Source organism: Sorangium sp. So ce367, from assembly GCF_051520455.1.
In the GTDB taxonomy this organism is placed as follows: domain Bacteria; phylum Myxococcota_A; class Polyangia; order Polyangiales; family Polyangiaceae; genus Sorangium; species Sorangium cellulosum_B.
Genome location: NZ_CP150334.1, coordinates 3,612,168 through 3,627,458, shown reverse-complemented (window position 1 = coordinate 3,627,458; position 15,291 = coordinate 3,612,168). Strand labels below are relative to the sequence as shown.

The following is a 15,291-nucleotide window of genomic DNA, read 5'->3' as shown; positions in this document are numbered from 1 at the left end:
GGCGCGCCGTTCGGGGCCCCAGGTGGCCCCGGGGCCGCCGGAGCGCCGGGGTTTCACGCCGGCGGCGCTCCCCAGCCGCCGGGCAGCGGCGCGCTGTACCCGGCGCCGATCCCCGCGCGGCCTCGCGCGAAGAGCTCCGGCGCGACGCTCGCGCTGATCGGGATCGGCGCGTTCGTGGTCATCGGCGGGCTGACGACCGTCTTCTTCGTGATGCGCAGCCGAGGATCATCCGAAGATGCTGCAGCGCTGACGCCCATCGAGGCGCCCCCGGCGCCTGCGTCGGTCGCCGGCGATCCGGCGCCTCCCCCTCCGACGGCCGCTACACCCGCGGCGACCGCACCGGAGCCGCCCGCGCCTGCCCCTGTGGCAGCCCCGAAGCCGGCGGCGCAAGCGCAACCCAAGCCGACGGCGACGACCCCTGCGCCCACCGCCACGGGGACGACCCCTGCGCCCACCGCCACGGGGACGACCCCTGCGCCCACCGCCACGGGAACGACCCCTGCGCCCACCGCCACGGGGACGACCCCTGCGCCGACCGCCACGGGGACGACCCCTGCGCCCACCCCTTCTACGTCCTCGACGGGCCGTCGAAGGATCGTCCTACCAGGCAGCCGCTGAGCGCTCCTGCACCGCGCGCTGTGCCGCTGGCCGCGGCGCGGCGGGTCCGTGCCCAGGTTTCCCCAGCCCGCTTGACAGGGCGGTCACGGTGATCAGGTTCCGATGCCATGAGCAAATCCGGGATCGCGGCAGTGCTTTCGTTCCTTATTCCGGGCGTTGGGCAGCTCTACAACGGCGCGTTCCTGCGCTGCATTTTCTGGCTGATCGTCACCCCAGGCCTGTGGATCGGCTCGGGCGGCTGGCTCGGCTGGATCTGCCACCTGATCTCCGCGTACACCGCGTACCAGTACGCAAAGCGCGCCGGCGGCTGAGCCGCGCTCCCCGGGACGGCGCGCCGGTTCGCGCGGCGCGCCCGCTCACGTAGCCTTCGCGAAGATCCGCTTCAGCACCTCGCCCGTCGCCGTCGGCTGACGCGCCACCTCCCGCGGGGTGCCCTCCGCCACGATGCGCCCACCGCCGGCGCCGCCCTCCGGGCCGAGCTCGACCACGTGATCCGCGCACGCGATGACCGCCGGGTGGTGCTCGATGATCACCAGCGTGTCGCCGCGCTCGACGAGGCGATCGAGCACGCGGACCAGGCGCGTCACGTCCGCCAGATGCAGGCCGGTCGTGGGCTCATCGAGCACATAGAGCGTGGGCTTCGGCCGCGCGCCGGCCGTCAGCTCCGCCGCGAGCTTGAGCCGCTGCGCTTCGCCGCCCGAGAGCGTGTGCGACCCCTGGCCGATGTGGAGATAACCGACGCCGAGATCGCACATCGTCGAGAGCGGGGCGCGGATCTTCGGGTGGGCCGCGAAGACCTCGACGGCCTCCTCCGCGGTGAGGTCCAGGAGCTCGCCGACGGACAGACCGAGGTAGCGCACGTCGAGCGTCGCCGGCTCGAAGCGCGCGCCGCCGCACGCCTCGCAAGGCGTGGTCACGTCCGGCAAGAACGACATCTCGTGCGCGATGACGCCCTGCCCCTCGCACGCGGGGCACCGCCCGCCGGAGGCCGTGTTGAAGGAGAACCGCGCAGGGCCGTAGCCGCGCACCTGCGCGTCGGGGCAGGCAGCGTAGAGCTTGCGGACCTCGTCCCAGACACCCAGGAACGTCGCGGGGATCGAGCGCGGCGTCCGCCCGATGGGCGACTGATCGACGGCCACCGCCCGCAGGATGCTCTTCGGCAGCCGCAGCGCCTTGTGCGGGCCCGGCTCGGGCGCCTCCAGCTTCAGCGCGCGGCGCGCGGCGGGGTAGAGCACCTTCTGGATCAGCGTGCTCTTCCCCGAGCCGGACACGCCGGCGACCACCGTCATCCGGCCCGCGGGGAGCCGGAGCGTGTCCCCCTGGAGGTTGTGCGCGCGGGCGCCGAGGAGCTCGATGTGCTCGCGCACGGGAGGGCGCGCCGGGCGCGCGCTGAGCAGCGCATCCTCGCCGGCGAGCGCCCGGGCGGTCGGCGAGTCGGGGTTCGCGAGCACCGCGCGCGACGGCCCCGCCGCGACGATCCGGCCGCCTTTGCGCCCGCCCGAGGGGCCGAGGTCGATCAGGTGATCCGCCGCGCGGATCGTGTCGGCGTCGTGCTCCACCATGAGCACGGTGCTGCCCATCCCAGCGAGCCGCCGGAGGTTGCCGAGCAGCCGGTCGGTGTCGCGCGGGTGCAGGCCAATCGTCGGCTCGTCGAGGACGTACAGCGCCCCGGTGAGGCCGCTGCCGAGCTGCGCCGCGAGCCGCAGGCGCTGCATCTCGCCGCCCGAGAGGGTGGCAGCGCGCCGATCGAGCGTGAGGTAGCCGAGGCCGACCTCGCAGACGAAGTCGAGCCGGCGGCAGAGCTCCTTGTGCGGCGCCTCGGCGATCAGCGCGCGGTCGCCCGTGAACTGTAGCCCCCTCGCCCACGCGGCCGCGGCCGCGACCGAGCGGCCCGACGCCTGGTGGTAACGCTCTCCCGCGAGCCGGACCGCCCGCGGGATCGGCGCGAGGCGCGAGCCGCCGCAGGCCTCGCACGGGTCGGGCGTCGCGAGCGCGTCGTCGTCGAAGTCCGAGGCGCCCGTCCCCTCGCATGACTCACACCGGCCCTGCTTCGTGTTGAAGGAGAACCAGCGGGGATCGAGCTCCGGGACACCGACGCCGCAGCGCGGGCAGGTGCGCGTCGTGGAGAGCAGCTGCTCGCCGCCGCGGTCGCCGACGAGCTTGACCGCCCCCCGCCCGAACGCGAGGGCGCGATCGAAGAGGGCGCGATCCAGGCCGTCCATGCGCCCCTCGTACATCACGAGGTCGATCGAGTGCTCGCGGCGCTTGTCGAGGCGAGGAGGGCTGTCGGTCGCGCACGGCTCGCCGTCGGCGAGCGCGCGGGTGATGCCGGCCCGGGCGGCGGCGGTGAACACGTCGAGGTACGTCCCCTTGCGCGCCACGACGGCGGGGGCGAGGAGCGTCCGCGCGCCGCGCGTCGAGACGAGCGAGCGGTAGACGTCGTCCGGCGAGCGCGCCTCGATCGGCACGTCGCAGTCCGGGCAGCGCGCCTCGCCGACCTTGGCGTAGAGCAGCCGCAGGTAGTGCGCGATCTCGGTCACGGTCGCGACGGTCGAGTTGGCGCCGGAGCGCGTGGTGCGCTGCTCGAGCGCGATCGAGGGGGGGACGCCGGTGACGCGATCGACGTCTGGCCGCGGCAGCGTGGGGAGGAACTGGCGCGCGTAGGGGGTCAGCGTCTCGAGGAAGCGCCGCTGGCCCTCGGCGAAGACCACGTCGAACGCGAGCGTGCTCTTGCCAGAGCCGCTCGGGCCGGTGATGACGACGATCTCGCCGTGCGGGATCACGGTCGAGACCTCGGCGAGGTTGTGCTCGCGGGCGCCCTCGACCTCGATCCGACCCCGGTCGAGCGACGCGCGCGCGACGCCGCCGCCGCGCTTGCCGGGCTTCGGGGCGGCAGGGGCCGATGCCGTGCCGCGACGCGGGCGCCGAGCGCCGCCGTCGCCCCGCTGCGCGAACCACTCGGCCAGCGAGACGCCGGTCCGCGTCGCCGTCCGGGCCACCTCCTCGGGCGTCCCCTCGGCGACGACGCTCCCGCCCTCGCTGCCCGCGCCCGGGCCGAGATCGACGACCCAATCCGCCGCGGCGATGACGTCGAGGTCGTGATCGACGACGATCACGGAGGCGCCCTCGGCCACGAGCACGGAGAGCGCGGCGTTGAGGTGCGTCACCTCCGCGGGGTGCAGGCCGGCGCTCGGCTCGTCGAGGAGGAAGAGCGCGCCCGCGCAGGGCTCGCCGAGCGCGCGCGCGATCTTCAGCCGCTGCGCTTCGCCGCCGGAGAGCGTCGAGAGCGGCTGGCCGAGCGTGAGGTAGCCGAGGCCGAGCTGCTTGAGCGGCGCGAGCGCCCGCCGGATCGCGGGCTGCCCCACGAAGACCTCGAACGCCTCGTCAATCGAGAGGTCGAGCACGTCGGCGACCGAGCGGCCATCGAGCTTGACCTCGAGCACCTCGTCGCGGAACCGCTTGCCCTTGCAGGTCGGGCAGGTCAGCGACACGTCGGCGAGGAACTGCATCTCGATCGTCTCGCTCCCCTCGCCCGCGCACGCCTCGCAGCGCCCGAGCGCGACGTTGAACGAGAAGTGGCCGGGCCCGAGGTCCCGCGCCGACGCCTCCGGTTGCTCGGCGAAGAGCGCGCGGATGCGGTTCCATGCGCCGGTGTAGGTCGCGGGGTTGCCCCGCGAGGTGCGCCCCAGCGGCGCCTGGTCGACGAGCGTGACGGTGCGGATGTCGGCCGTGCCCTCGATGCGCCTGTACAGGCCGGGCGCCTCGACGTCCTTGTAGCCGCGCGCCCTCGCGATGTGCCGGTAGAGCACGTCGTTCACCAGCGTGCTCTTGCCCGAGCCGCTCGGCCCCGTGATCGCCACGACGACGCCGAGCGGCACGTCGACCGTGACGTCGCGGAGGTTGTTCTCGCGCGCGCCGTGGATCGCGATCTTCCCGCTCGGCGCCCGGCGCTCCGGGCGCGCCAACGCCAGCGGGCCGCGCGCGGCGAGCCCGTCGGGCGGGCCGTCGAAGGTGACGCGCCCGCCCTGCTTGCCCGCGCCGGGGCCGAGCTCGACGACGCGATCGCTCGCCCGGATGACGAGCGGCTCGTGCTCGATGACGAGCACGGCGTTGCCGCGATCGGCGAGCTCGCGCATCGCCGCGATGAGCGGCGGGATGTCCGTCGGGTGCAGGCCGACCGTCGGCTCGTCGAGCACGAAGAGCGCGCCCGTCAGCGACGTGCCGAGCGCCGCGGTGAGCGCGACGCGCTGCGCCTCGCCGCCCGAGAGCGTGCGCGCCTGGCGGGCGAGCGAGAGGTAGCCCAGCCCGACCCGCTCGAGGTACCCGAGCCGCGCGATGAGCTCGCGGCGCGCCATCTCCCCCTGGCCCGTCTGCGGGCGCTCGGCCTCGAGGCGCGCGCGGGCGTCGCGGAGCTCGAGCTCGTGCCACGCGGCGAGATCCAGGCCGCCGACGCGGTAGAGGAGCGACTCGGGCGCGAGCCGCTTGCCGTTGCACGCGCCGCACACGTCGTAGGTGCGGTAGCGCGCGAGCAGCACGCGGACGTGCATCTTGTAGGTGCGCGTCTCGAGCCAGCGGAACCAGGCCTTCACGCCGGGGTACTTTCCCTGGGTCCATGAGCCCTCCCCCTCGAGCACGAGCGCGCGCTGCGCGTCGGAGAGGTCGCGCCACGGCTTGTCGGTGCGGATGCCTTTCCGCTCGCAGAACGCGCGGAGCAGCTTCCGCTCCCACGTCGTCGAGCGGCCGTTCCAGGGCCGGATCGCGCCGCCTGCGATCGACTTCGAGGGGTCCGGGATCACCTTGTCGTAGTCGATGCCGAGGGTGCGGCCGAAGCCGCGGCACGAGGGGCACGCGCCGGTGGGGGATTGGTACGAGAACAGCCCGGGGCGCGGAGGATCGAAGGCGCGCGCGCACGAGGGGCAGGCGAGCCCGCGCACGAGCCGGAGCCGCGTGGGCCCCGCCCCCTGACCGCTCTGCTCGTCGGCCTTGCGCTGCAGGTGGAGCGAGGCATCTCCCCCGCTGCCCTTCCATGCCTCCTCGATGGCGGCGCCGAGGCGCCGGCGCTCCCGGGGGGCGACCCGGACGCGATCGACGATGACCTCGACCTTGTCCGCGCCGCTCATCGCCTCGGACGGCGCCACGGTGTCGATGTCGCGCGCCTCGCCGCGGACGAGGAGGCGCCGGTAGCCGGCGGCGAGCAACGACTCGCGCACGTCGAGGAACCGCTCGGTTCCGGCGACCGCGATCGGGTACGTGACGAGCGCGGTCGCCCCCTCGTGCGCGCTCGCGGCGAGGTCGGCCGCGCGCGCCGGGTCGGTCCGCGCGGCCGGCGCCTCGCAGGACGGGCAGACAGGCACCGCCTCGCGCGCGAAGAGCGCGCAGAAATACGGCTCGAGGTCGGCCATCGTGGCGACGGTCGACCGCGAGCTCTTGACCGGCGCGCGTCGATCGACGGCGACGCCGGCCGCCACCGGCTCGAGCGCGTCGATCGGCGGCCGCTCGAGCCGCTCGAGGAACTGGCGAGCGTACGGGCTGAAGCTCTCGACGAACCGGCGCTGTCCCTCGGAATAGAGCGTGTCGAGCGCGAGCGATGATTTGCCAGCGCCCGAGACGCCGGCGATGGCCACGAGCTCGCCGGGCCGGAAATCGAGGTCGATGCCCTGGAGGTTGTGCGTGCGGGCGCCGCGGAGACAGATCGAGTGCATAGGACGCGCGGTAGGGTGAACCCGCGGGGACGCCGTCCGGAGTGGACACGGCCGCGTGTAAAACCGCGAGTGTTTAGCCCCCTTTCAGCCCATCGTCGCGAACGATCGTACGTGGGCGGCATGCCGACCCAGCGTGCTGCGGCATTGCGTTCTGCGTCGTCGAATTATCACGGTCCGTGGCGAGGCGTGCGCACGGCGCTCGGGCGACCTGGCAAGCCGAGCGCGGCGGGCGCGCCCGGCAGGCGCGGCGGCTAGCCGTTGACGAGGAGGATCGAGAGGTAGCCGTAGTCGTTGCTGGTCCAGTTCGGGCTCAAGGTCTGGCCGCACATCCCGATGTTGTAGGTGCCCGCGGTGAGGCCGGTGATGACGGCGCTGAGCCCGAAGGGGACGCGGGTGTCCGCGGGGACACGGCCGCCGGCCATACCAAGGCCGACCGCCTGGACCTCGTCGAGCACCGGGCCAGACGGCCCGGAACGAACCCGCTGGTAGCACATGTAGAGCTTGAGGCTGTCCGCAGGCGAGCCGTCCGTGCCCAGGTACCGATGCGCGGTCGCATAGATTGACTGGCTCGTCGATGAGACCGCCACCAATGCTGTCGGCCCGAAAAAGTCGACAGGCCTCCCGGCCGGCAGCGCGGTATGCGGGCCGACGCCCTGGACCGTCAGTGTCAGCACGACCCCCTGGGGCCCGGTCGGACCAACAGGGCCGGTAAACCCACGTGGCCCCTGCGGACCGGTAGGGCCCACTGGTCCTGTCGGACCGGTAGAGCCCGCTGGCCCAATGGGACCGGTAGGGCCCGCTGGTCCCATGGGACCCTCCGGTCCGAGCGCGCCCACCGGGCCTTCTGGTCCCCTCGGGCCCATTGGCCCCTCCGGTCCGAGCGCGCCTACCGGGCCTTCTGGTCCCCTCGGGCCCATCGGACCTTCCGGTCCCACCGGGCCCTCCGGTCCGATCGCGCCCCTCGGGCCCTCTGGTCCCATCGGACCTTCTGGTCCCACCGGGCCCTCCGGTCCGGTTGCGCCCGCCGGGCCTTCTGGCCCCATCGGACCTTCTGGTCCCATCGGGCCCTCCGGTCCGATTGCGCCCACCGGGCCTTCTGGCCCCATGGGCCCTGCCGCGCCTGCGGGCCCTGCCGGGCCCTCCGGCCCCCTGGGTCCAGCCACGCCTTCCGGCCCTGTGGGCCCGGTGGGGCCTGCGGCCCCCGTCGGCCCGATCGCTCCGCTCGGCCCGGCCGGCCCTGTCGGACCATCAGCACCCGCAGGCCCAGTCGCGCCGACCCTCCCCTCCGGCCCCTCCGGTCCAGCCGGGCCCGCTTCACCGGCCGGGCCGATCGGTCCAGGCAGCCCCTGCGGGCCCTGGAGCCCCGCCGGCGAGCCGACCCACTCGCCGTTCTCGTCGATCACGAGGACGCCGTTCACGATGACCCCACGCTCGCCGAGCACCAGCGTGTTGCCGCTCGTGGTGCTCACGGTGACCGAGGTCGGCGTGATGTCGCCGTTCACATTGCCGGCGAGCAGCGCGTACGGCACGCTCGCGACCGTCGCGCGCGGCTCCAGCTCGACATCGTCGCCCACGGTGATGCCGAGGTACCGCTCGGCACCGTCGAAGATCGCCTGCTCGAACGGGACGATCGCGCCGAGGCGCACCGAGAAGAAGCCGTCCTCGAACGTGATCGAGTGGACCTCGCTCCACAGGGGCGTCGAAGCGTCGCGCTCGTCGTAAAGGGCGAACACGACATCGAGCGTCGCGCTGATGGGCACATCGCGCTCGTCGTAGAGCCGGCCTTGGTGGGTGATGGTCGCCGGGACCGCCGCAGCCGCGGTCCCCGCGACCACGACCGCGCTCGCCGCCAGGGCGGATGCCGCCATGCATCGCGCGATCATCGACGTCCTCATCGCCAGCTCCTCGTCATGGCAAGCTCCCGTCGGCTCCGATGAGCCCTCCTCGCATCCGCACCTTGGGTGAGGTCGACGTCCCCTGGTTCTGCGTCGGCTGCCCGAGCGTGAACACCATGCGGTAGCGCGAGCTCCTCGCGACCTCGCCAGCCGTCACCGTCTCGGTCGCCCCGACGCGCCTGGGAGTCGGCGCGCCGCCGCCCTGCCCGCCGCCGCCCTGTCCCTCACCGCCCTGCCCGCCGCCGCCCTGCCCATCGCCGCCCTGCCCATCGCCGCCCTGCCCGCTGCCGCCCCACCCGCCATCGCCGTCCACGGTGCCGGAGTCCGTGGCGACGCCGCAGCTGCAGCTGCACCCGGGCATCAGCGCAGAGCTCACCACGATCGCCCCGAGCCAGGCCGAAAAGCGCAGTCCGCGATTCACTGAGTCCTCCAGGCTGACGGCACGTCGTGCGAAAGGACCATTGGACGAGCGGCGGCGATCGGCGTCAAGCGGTGACGCCGCCACCGCAGCGGACGCGCCGCGCGAGCTGCGCCCAGCAGCGGCGCCGCGCGGGCGCAGCCCGGTGAAGCGGTGTGGACAGGCGGCGGCGCGCGCGCTATGCGGCCGCGTGAGCCGCGCTGGCAAAGAGAAGGAGCGAGAGGGGGAGAAGCTCATCGTGCGCAACAAGCGCGCGACGTTCGACTACACCCTCGACGATCGGTTCGAGGCAGGGTTGGTGCTGCTCGGCAGCGAGGTGAAGATGCTCCGCGACGGCGCGGCCGAGCTCACCGACAGCTGGTGCGCCATCGAGAACGGGGAGGCGTTCCTGAAAGGGGTCAACATCCCCGTGATGCCCGGCGCCGCCTTCGGGCACGAGGCGAAGCGCCCGCGCAAGCTGCTGCTGCACGAGAGCGAGATCGAGGCGATCCGCAAGAGCGTGGAGCGGGAGGGCATGACCGTGATCGCGACCCGCCTCTACTTCAAGAACGGGCGCGTGAAGGCCGAGATCGCCCTCGCGAAGGGGAAGAAGACCGTCGACAAGCGCGAGAGCCTGAAAGAGAAGGACGCCACCCGCGAAGCCCGCGCGGCGATGGAGCGGGCCCGCGGCGGCGCCGCCCGCGCGCGGAGCGCCGGGCTGCGGAGGCCGGAATGACGTCGCACCTCACCTGGTCCAAGGGCGGCGAGGCAGAGCTCGTCGAGATCGACGGCGATCGCGTGCGGCTCCACTCGACCGCCTCCTCGGCGCCAGGAGCGCGCGTGGAGGGCTCGCTCCAGCCGACAGGGACGGCGATCCGCGTGAAGGTCGCCCGGTGCCGCCTGCGCACACCCACCGAGCCCAACGACGCGGCGCCCGGTGAGCGCACCTACGAGATCGAAGGCCGGCTCATCGATGCGACGCGCGAGGTCCGCGCCGAGCTGGCGCGGCTCATCGGCGGCGAACGCACGGGCTGAGCCACGACGTTCCGTCCTGCAGCGAACGCCCAGGCGGTTCTACAGCGGCTGCGGGGCGCGGCTCGTCCGGCGGCGAGTGTTGCGATGGCCCGGCGCGGCCCATACGCTGTCTTTCTATGAAAATTACGTCGCGCCCTCGTGTAATTCTGCGCCGCTGCTCGACGTATGACGTGGCGAAGATCCGCGGCATCGTGCGCAGCGGTCTCGAGGAGCTCTCGCTGCGCCCGCACGGCCGGACGCTCATCAAGCCCAACGTCGTCGCGTCGGGAGCGCACTTTCCGCACGCGTACACGCGGCCCGAGTTCGTCGAGGGAGTGATCGGCGCGCTCAAGGATCGCGACGACGGGCGCGTGAGAGAGCTCGCCGTCGGGGAGCGGTGCGGCATCACGCTCCCGACCCGCATGACGTACGAGAGCGCCGGCTACTACCCGATGTTCCGCAGGACCGGGGTCAAGCACTACCACTTCGAGGAAGAGCAGCAGGTCGAGATCCCGCTCACGCACGAGGGCCGGCTGCGCGACTACGTGTTCACGCCGGAGCCCGTCGCAAAGGCCGACTTCTTCGTGAACTGCCCCAAGTTCAAGTCGCACCCCTGGACCACCGTGACCTTCTCGATGAAGAACTACATCGGGATCCAGGACGATCGGCACAGGCTCATCGATCACGATCACCGGCTGAACGAGAAGGTCGCCGATCTCCAGTACATCGTGCAGCCGCAGTTCATCGCGATCGACGCCATCACCGCGGGCGAGGGGCGGATGCTCACGCCCTCGCCGTTCGACCTGGGCCTCATCATCATGGGGAACAACCAGGTCGCGTTCGACTCGGTCTGCTGCCAGATCATCGGCGTCGATCCGAGGAGCGTCGAGCACATCCGCCTGGCGTCGGAGCGCGGCTTCGGCCCGATGGACCTCGGCGAGATCGAGATCACGGGGGACGTGACGCTCGAGGAGGCGAAGCACAAGGCCAAGGGGTTCAAGGTGGGCCTCGTCCGCGTCGAGAAGTACTTCGAGGGCACGAACATCACGGCCTACGCGGGCTCGCCGCCCGAGCCCGAGCGCACCGACTACTGCTGGGGCGGCTGTCCAGGGGCCATCGAGGAGGCGATCGAGATCCTGCGCGAGTACGACAAGGAGTGCGACGCGAAGATGCCGCGGATGCACGTCGTGTTCGGCGCCTACGAGGGCCCCATCGACGCGAAGCCGGGCGAGAAGGTGGTCTTCATCGGCGACTGCGCGACGTACAAAGGGAAGATCGGCGATCAGCTGGTCAGCGTCGAGAGCCTGTACCGGGAGCGGAGCGCGCGGGACCCCTACACCGCGAAGCACGATGACGTCCTCGCGAAGATGGTGAAGGTGACGACCAAGCTCGCGATGGCCCGGAACGAGACCACCCTCCGGCTCGAGGGCTGCCCCGTGAGCGTGGCGGAGCAGGTGCTCACGCTGGTCACGCTGGGCAAGACGAAGAACCCGTACTTCGCCCCCGACCAGCTGCTCGACTTCAACAAGGCGTACGTCGCCTGGCGCGGGGCTTCGCTCGCGAAGCGGCTCGCCGGCAAGCCCTACCAGGTCCACGGCGCCTGCTCGCGCGGCGACGCGGCGCCCGAGCTCCCGTCCGAGCCGCCTAGCTCGCAGGCCGCAGAGTGAGATCGAAGAGGACGTCGAGCTCGTCCCGCACCTTGAAGGCGCCGAGCGGCCCCTTGACCTCGCGCACGCCGAGCGCAGCCATCGACAGCTGACAGGTACCCGTCACCCCGATCGCGCCGTCGCCGCGATCGCGCGAGGAGAGCCGCGCCACCAGCGAGGCGCTCCCCAAGGCGACCTGGACGCGCACCTCGGCGCGGTCACGCGTGGCCCCCGAGGCGCGCACCGCCACGATCTCGGTCCCCGCGAGCACCTCGCCGCGCAGGCGCCGCTCGATGTCGCCGCGATCTCCCGCGGAGAGCGCGTCGGGATCGACGCGATCGCCGCGCAGGACCCCCGCGACGGAGAGCTTGGCCACGGGGACCTCGAGCTCGACGGTCCACGACTCGCCGTCGAGCCGCGCCCGACCGCGCAGCTCGGACGCCGTGATCTCGAGGTCGTGCGCCAGGCGCGCGAGCATGCCCACGGCTCGGGTGTGGATCGTCAGGCGGGACGCGTTCGGATCGAGGTGCAGCTCGCTCATCGGATAAAGCTCCTTTTCATCGTCATGCAAGGGCGCGCCGGTCAGCGACGCTTGGAGCGGCGGGGGCCGTCGGGCACGAGCACGTAGCGGCTCGACGACGGCTCGGGCTGCCGGAGGAGCTCGGCTCGGAGCAGCGCCTCCGCGAGCCGCGCCTCGATGACCTCGTCCGTGACGCCTGGCTCGAGGGTCACCACCGCGGCCTGGATGTCGCGCGCCAGGGCGTCGAACTCCGCGCTGTCGAAGGCGTAGATGTCGTCGGGGAACAGGAGCGCGAGCGGCTTCCGCTCCACCGCCGTGTTCGTCAGCGCCGCCAGGTCGCTCTCGACGATGAGCATGACGCGAGCCCGCAGGCACATCCCCCTGCAGCGCGCCGCCAGCGCCTCGGCCGAGCCGACGAGCAGGACCGATCGAGGCGCGTTGACCGCCTTGGTGGCCTCGTCGTCCCCGTGCTCCTGAGTCATTCCCCGAAGAGTACGTGAACGAGCGGATGAAGCCATCCCTCTTGCGCCGCTCACGCTATCGCCGTGAACGTCAAGCAGCCGGTCGGGGCAAGGCGAGCCGAGCCGCCGCGGCCCCGGCCCGCGCGCTACTCCCTGCAGCGAGCCGCCGCGACGAGCGCGAGGACGAGGGCGCTCGAAGCGAGCAGGGCGGCGCTCGCGGGCTGCCCGAGCCCGAGCGGCGACGGGCCGCCGAGGAGGTTGACGGCGTTGCCCCGGGGCAACAGTGCGCCGATCACCCCGGCCGAGCCACCGAGCAGGAGATCGGCCGCGAGCGGCACGAAGCGGCCGAGGCCGCGCCGGAAAAAGGTCGCACCGACCGAGAACCAGCCAGCGTAGGCGGCTCCGGTGAGCGCGCCGATCCACCCACTGACGAGCATGTCTCGGACGAATGGCGCAGCGCCGGGACCATGGGCGGCGGCGACGACGACGACGGCAAGCAGCGCTCCCACGAGGGCGGAAGCGAGGGCCGTGGCCAGGGCGATGCCGAGCGCGACATGGTGGGACGAGGCGCCGAAGCGGGCCACCGGCCAGGCTGCGTCGCGCAGCGTGGTGCGATCGGCGGCGTCGGCGGCCAGGGCGAAGATCGTGAGCGGCGTGGCGAGGCGGAACGTGGAGAGCAGCGCCCGGTCCACGGCCCCGGAGGACCCGAACGCGATCTCGATGAACGCGGCCGCGACCGCGAGCGCGGCGCCGAGCCCGAACGCCAGCAGCGGACGCCGCGCGCGGAGGCGGCTCAGGGTCATCTCCATCCCGAGGCGGACGCCCGTCAGCGCGGGCCCGCCCCGCTCGGCCCCCCCTTCCGCGGGAGGAAGCGGCTGCGCCGCGGCGCTGGATGCGCTCTCACCCACCATCGTGGCGTCCTGTCTCCGCAGCGTGCGGCGAGCCGTCGGCCCCCGGCGGGTCGGCCCCGATCCGTCCGCCGGCAGCGGCATCGCCGTGCGCCGACAGCGGCACACCAGCGGGCGCGGACGGGCCGTCCGACGGCCGGCTGAGCGGCGCTGCCGGGACGAGCGGCGCCGGTGCGTCGAACGCCGCCACCGCAAACGGCCCCTCGGGCGCGCCCGGCAGCGGGGCAGCCCCCTCGACCGCAGGTGCGCCGAAGGGCCGGCGCGAGCGAACGGCGGCCAGGTGCAGCGCGGTCGCCGCCCGCACGTCGTGCATCGACGGGGGCGGCGAGGAGATCGCGATGAGCGTGACGTCCTCCCTCGCGGCCGCATCCAGGATCGCGAGCGCGGCCGCCTCCCTGTCCGCGGCCCGGATCCGCAGCGTCGACGACGCCTCCGCCGGCCCCTGCTCCCACGCGCCCGCGCGCACGGCGGGAGCGCTCGCGAGCGCCGCGGCGAGCGCGCGCGCGCCGGGCGCGTCGGGCGCCCGCTCGTGGACGAGCACGTGGATCTCGACCTCGGGCCGCCCCACGCCCGGCGGGGCCGCGCCCGGGGCAGCGGCAAGGCGGTCGCCGGCGCCGGGCTCGGTGCGCGCGATGACGCCGCGATCGAGCACGTGGATGCGGTCGGCGAGGGCGCTCGCGTCGGCGGTCGAGGACGTGACGAGCACGACGCAGGCGCCAGCTGCAGCCAGGGCGCGCAGGCGCTCTCGGACCGGCTCCGGAGACGGCACGGCGACGTCGGCGAACGGCTCGACGAGGCAGAGCAGGAGCGGCCGCGGCACCCCGAGGGCGAGCGACAGCTCGACCGCCCGGGCCTCGGAGAAGCTCAGCGAGGCCGTGCTGCGGGCGAGGAGCGGCGCGACGCCGAGCGGCTCGAGGAGCGCCGCGGCGCCGCTCGCGGGCGCGCCGCGGGCCCGGAGCGCGACCGACATGAACGACGCCACCGACGCGCCGTCGGGCAGCTCCGGGGTGGCGGCCAGGACGCCGATCTGCGCCCGCGTCGCCGCGCTCCGGCACGGGTCGCGCCCCGCCACGAGGACGCGGCCAGCGAGGGGGGCTGCGCGCCCTGCGAGCACCTCCGCGAGGGCGAGCGTCCCGTCCTCCGGGGCGCCGAGCACCGCGTGCACGCCCGGGCCGAGGGCCAAGGACAGGCCCGAGAGGCCCCCCCGAGGGCGCCCCACTTCGCCGGCGCCGTCGCGCGCGCGCACGCCCTCGAGCACCACGACAGGAGCGCCCGGGCTCATGCTGCAGGGCCTCCCGCCGAGCGGGCCGCGAAGGAGAGGAACGCGCCGAGCGCTCCCGGGATCGACCACCTCGAGTCGCCAGCGAGATCGGCGAGCCCCCAGGGGACGAGGGTCAGCACCAGGAACAGGGCGCGCCCTCGCGCCCCGGCGACGCGGCCGCTCGCCGCCGCGAGGCCGCCGAGCGTCACACCGGAGACCGCGCCGAACAGGGCGAGCGCCGCGCCGTACGCGAGGTGCTGGAGGCCGAGCAGCAGCGAGCCGGAGAGGAGCGCCGCGAGCACCGAGAGCGCGGCGAGCGGGAGCGCGACGACGCGCGCGACCTCGAGCATCGCGGCGAGGCTGCGCACGCCGTGGAGCGAGGCCCGCGAGATCCCCCGCGCGGCGGCGAGCGCCTCGACGCCGTCGCGGCGATCAGCCCCCGGGCGATCGTGCGCCGCGGCGAGGGCGATGGGGCCGGCGGCCGCCCACGCGAGCCCGCGCGCCGCGGACCCGAGCAGCGCGTCCAGCGAGGTCGTCCCGTCGTCCAGCCGGAGCACGAGCGCCATGACGCCGCACCCGAGCGAGATGAGCGCCGCCATGGCGAGGCCGAGCCGCCCGCCGCGCGCGCCGCGGAGCCGCGCGCAGCCGAGCGCGACGGCTGCGCGCAGCGAGCGGCGCGCGGCCGCGCGCCGCCGCGCGGGATCGTCCGGGCGCTTGCTCGGCGCGTCGCGCGGTTCGGGGTCGTGCGGGCGGGTCATCGGAGGAGCGTGCGGACGGCGCGGCGGCGACGCGCTGCTAGCGCTGCCCTTCCAGGCGCCCGGGCGCAAGGTGAATGTGCCGCGGGCCGGAGCGCGCCGCCGGAATGTGGC

Annotated in this window: 14 protein-coding genes; 5 read left to right on the top strand and 9 right to left on the bottom strand. The window is 74.0% G+C overall.

Annotated features, from left to right (window positions below):
• Positions 1–53: 53 nt before the first annotated feature.
• The gene (locus WME97_RS14020; RefSeq protein ID WP_437552401.1) at positions 54–563 is read right to left on the bottom strand and encodes a hypothetical protein; all 510 of its coding nucleotides are present in this window, start codon (positions 561–563) and stop codon (positions 54–56) included.
• A 162-nt stretch (positions 564–725) separates the two neighbouring features.
• Here WME97_RS14020 and WME97_RS14015 point away from each other — a divergent pair, with 162 nt between their 5' ends.
• Positions 726–929: a hypothetical protein gene (locus WME97_RS14015; protein WP_012235204.1), complete on the top strand. Its 204-nt coding sequence runs from the start codon at positions 726–728 to the stop codon at positions 927–929.
• A gap of 45 nt (positions 930–974) precedes the next feature.
• Here WME97_RS14015 and uvrA read toward each other — a convergent pair whose 3' ends face one another.
• A complete protein-coding gene (uvrA, locus tag WME97_RS14010) occupies positions 975–6,320 on the bottom strand; it encodes an excinuclease ABC subunit UvrA (protein ID WP_437552400.1) in 5,346 nt (1,781 codons plus the stop codon).
• A 251-nt stretch (positions 6,321–6,571) separates the two neighbouring features.
• Positions 6,572–6,907: a hypothetical protein gene (locus tag WME97_RS14005; RefSeq protein WP_437552399.1), complete on the bottom strand. Its 336-nt coding sequence runs from the start codon at positions 6,905–6,907 to the stop codon at positions 6,572–6,574.
• 832 nt (positions 6,908–7,739) lie between these two features.
• Here WME97_RS14005 and WME97_RS14000 point away from each other — a divergent pair.
• Entirely contained in the window at positions 7,740–8,042 is a 303-nt protein-coding gene (locus tag WME97_RS14000; protein WP_437552398.1) for a hypothetical protein, read from the top strand.
• 186 nt (positions 8,043–8,228) lie between these two features.
• On the opposite strand, the gene WME97_RS13995 is transcribed toward WME97_RS14000, so the two are convergent.
• Positions 8,229–8,636 (bottom strand): hypothetical protein, encoded by a 408-nt coding sequence (locus WME97_RS13995; protein WP_437552397.1) that lies wholly within the window; start codon positions 8,634–8,636, stop codon positions 8,229–8,231.
• Positions 8,637–8,823: 187 nt separating this feature from the next.
• Here WME97_RS13995 and smpB point away from each other — a divergent pair, with 187 nt between their 5' ends.
• The 3 genes from smpB to WME97_RS13980 all read left to right on the top strand — a co-directional run bounded on the left by smpB (position 8,824) and on the right by WME97_RS13980 (position 11,293).
• Positions 8,824–9,348, top strand: a complete 525-nt coding sequence (smpB, locus tag WME97_RS13990) for an SsrA-binding protein SmpB (RefSeq protein WP_044968393.1) — start codon at positions 8,824–8,826, stop codon at positions 9,346–9,348.
• Complete coding sequence (locus WME97_RS13985) at positions 9,345–9,647, top strand: hypothetical protein (protein WP_437552396.1); 303 nt, start codon at positions 9,345–9,347, stop codon at positions 9,645–9,647. The genes smpB and WME97_RS13985 overlap by 4 nt, the downstream gene beginning before the upstream one ends.
• 170 nt (positions 9,648–9,817) lie before the next feature.
• Complete coding sequence (locus tag WME97_RS13980; protein ID WP_437552395.1) at positions 9,818–11,293, top strand: DUF362 domain-containing protein; 1,476 nt, start codon at positions 9,818–9,820, stop codon at positions 11,291–11,293.
• Here WME97_RS13980 and WME97_RS13975 read toward each other — a convergent pair.
• The 5 genes from WME97_RS13975 to WME97_RS13955 form a co-directional block, all read right to left on the bottom strand.
• Positions 11,271–11,813: a hypothetical protein gene (locus WME97_RS13975; RefSeq protein ID WP_437552394.1), complete on the bottom strand. Its 543-nt coding sequence runs from the start codon at positions 11,811–11,813 to the stop codon at positions 11,271–11,273. The two genes, WME97_RS13980 and WME97_RS13975, sit on opposite strands and share 23 nt — an antisense overlap.
• 41 nt (positions 11,814–11,854) lie before the next feature.
• Positions 11,855–12,274 carry a hypothetical protein gene (locus WME97_RS13970; RefSeq protein ID WP_437552393.1) on the bottom strand — a complete coding sequence of 140 codons (420 nt, stop codon included), beginning with the start codon at positions 12,272–12,274 and terminating at the stop codon, positions 11,855–11,857.
• Positions 12,275–12,399: 125 nt separating this feature from the next.
• Positions 12,400–13,164, bottom strand: a complete 765-nt coding sequence (locus WME97_RS13965; RefSeq protein ID WP_437552392.1) for a hypothetical protein — start codon at positions 13,162–13,164, stop codon at positions 12,400–12,402.
• Positions 13,154–14,443, bottom strand: coding sequence for an ABC transporter ATP-binding protein (locus WME97_RS13960; protein ID WP_437552390.1), 1,290 nt, complete (start codon positions 14,441–14,443; stop codon positions 13,154–13,156). Before WME97_RS13960 ends, WME97_RS13965 begins: the two co-directional genes overlap by 11 nt.
• A complete protein-coding gene (locus tag WME97_RS13955; RefSeq protein WP_437552388.1) occupies positions 14,440–15,180 on the bottom strand; it encodes a hypothetical protein in 741 nt (246 codons plus the stop codon). The genes WME97_RS13960 and WME97_RS13955 overlap by 4 nt, the downstream gene beginning before the upstream one ends.
• Positions 15,181–15,291: the final 111 nt, after the last annotated feature.

What these genes read in the sequence shown, in the direction of transcription:
- WME97_RS14015 (WP_012235204.1), top strand. Translation starts at nt 726, where the DNA reads ATGAGCAAATCCGGGATCGCGGCAGTGCTTTCGTTCCTTATTCCGGGC.
- uvrA (WP_437552400.1), bottom strand. Translation starts at nt 6,320, where the DNA reads ATGCACTCGATCTGTCTCCGCGGCGCCCGCACGCACAACCTCCAGGGC.
- WME97_RS14000 (WP_437552398.1), top strand. Translation starts at nt 7,740, where the DNA reads ATGACCCCACGCTCGCCGAGCACCAGCGTGTTGCCGCTCGTGGTGCTC.
- WME97_RS13985 (WP_437552396.1), top strand. Translation starts at nt 9,345, where the DNA reads ATGACGTCGCACCTCACCTGGTCCAAGGGCGGCGAGGCAGAGCTCGTC.
- WME97_RS13975 (WP_437552394.1), bottom strand. Translation starts at nt 11,813, where the DNA reads ATGAGCGAGCTGCACCTCGATCCGAACGCGTCCCGCCTGACGATCCAC.
- WME97_RS13970 (WP_437552393.1), bottom strand. Translation starts at nt 12,274, where the DNA reads ATGACTCAGGAGCACGGGGACGACGAGGCCACCAAGGCGGTCAACGCG.
- WME97_RS13965 (WP_437552392.1), bottom strand. Translation starts at nt 13,164, where the DNA reads ATGGTGGGTGAGAGCGCATCCAGCGCCGCGGCGCAGCCGCTTCCTCCC.
- WME97_RS13960 (WP_437552390.1), bottom strand. Translation starts at nt 14,443, where the DNA reads ATGAGCCCGGGCGCTCCTGTCGTGGTGCTCGAGGGCGTGCGCGCGCGC.
- WME97_RS13955 (WP_437552388.1), bottom strand. Translation starts at nt 15,180, where the DNA reads ATGACCCGCCCGCACGACCCCGAACCGCGCGACGCGCCGAGCAAGCGC.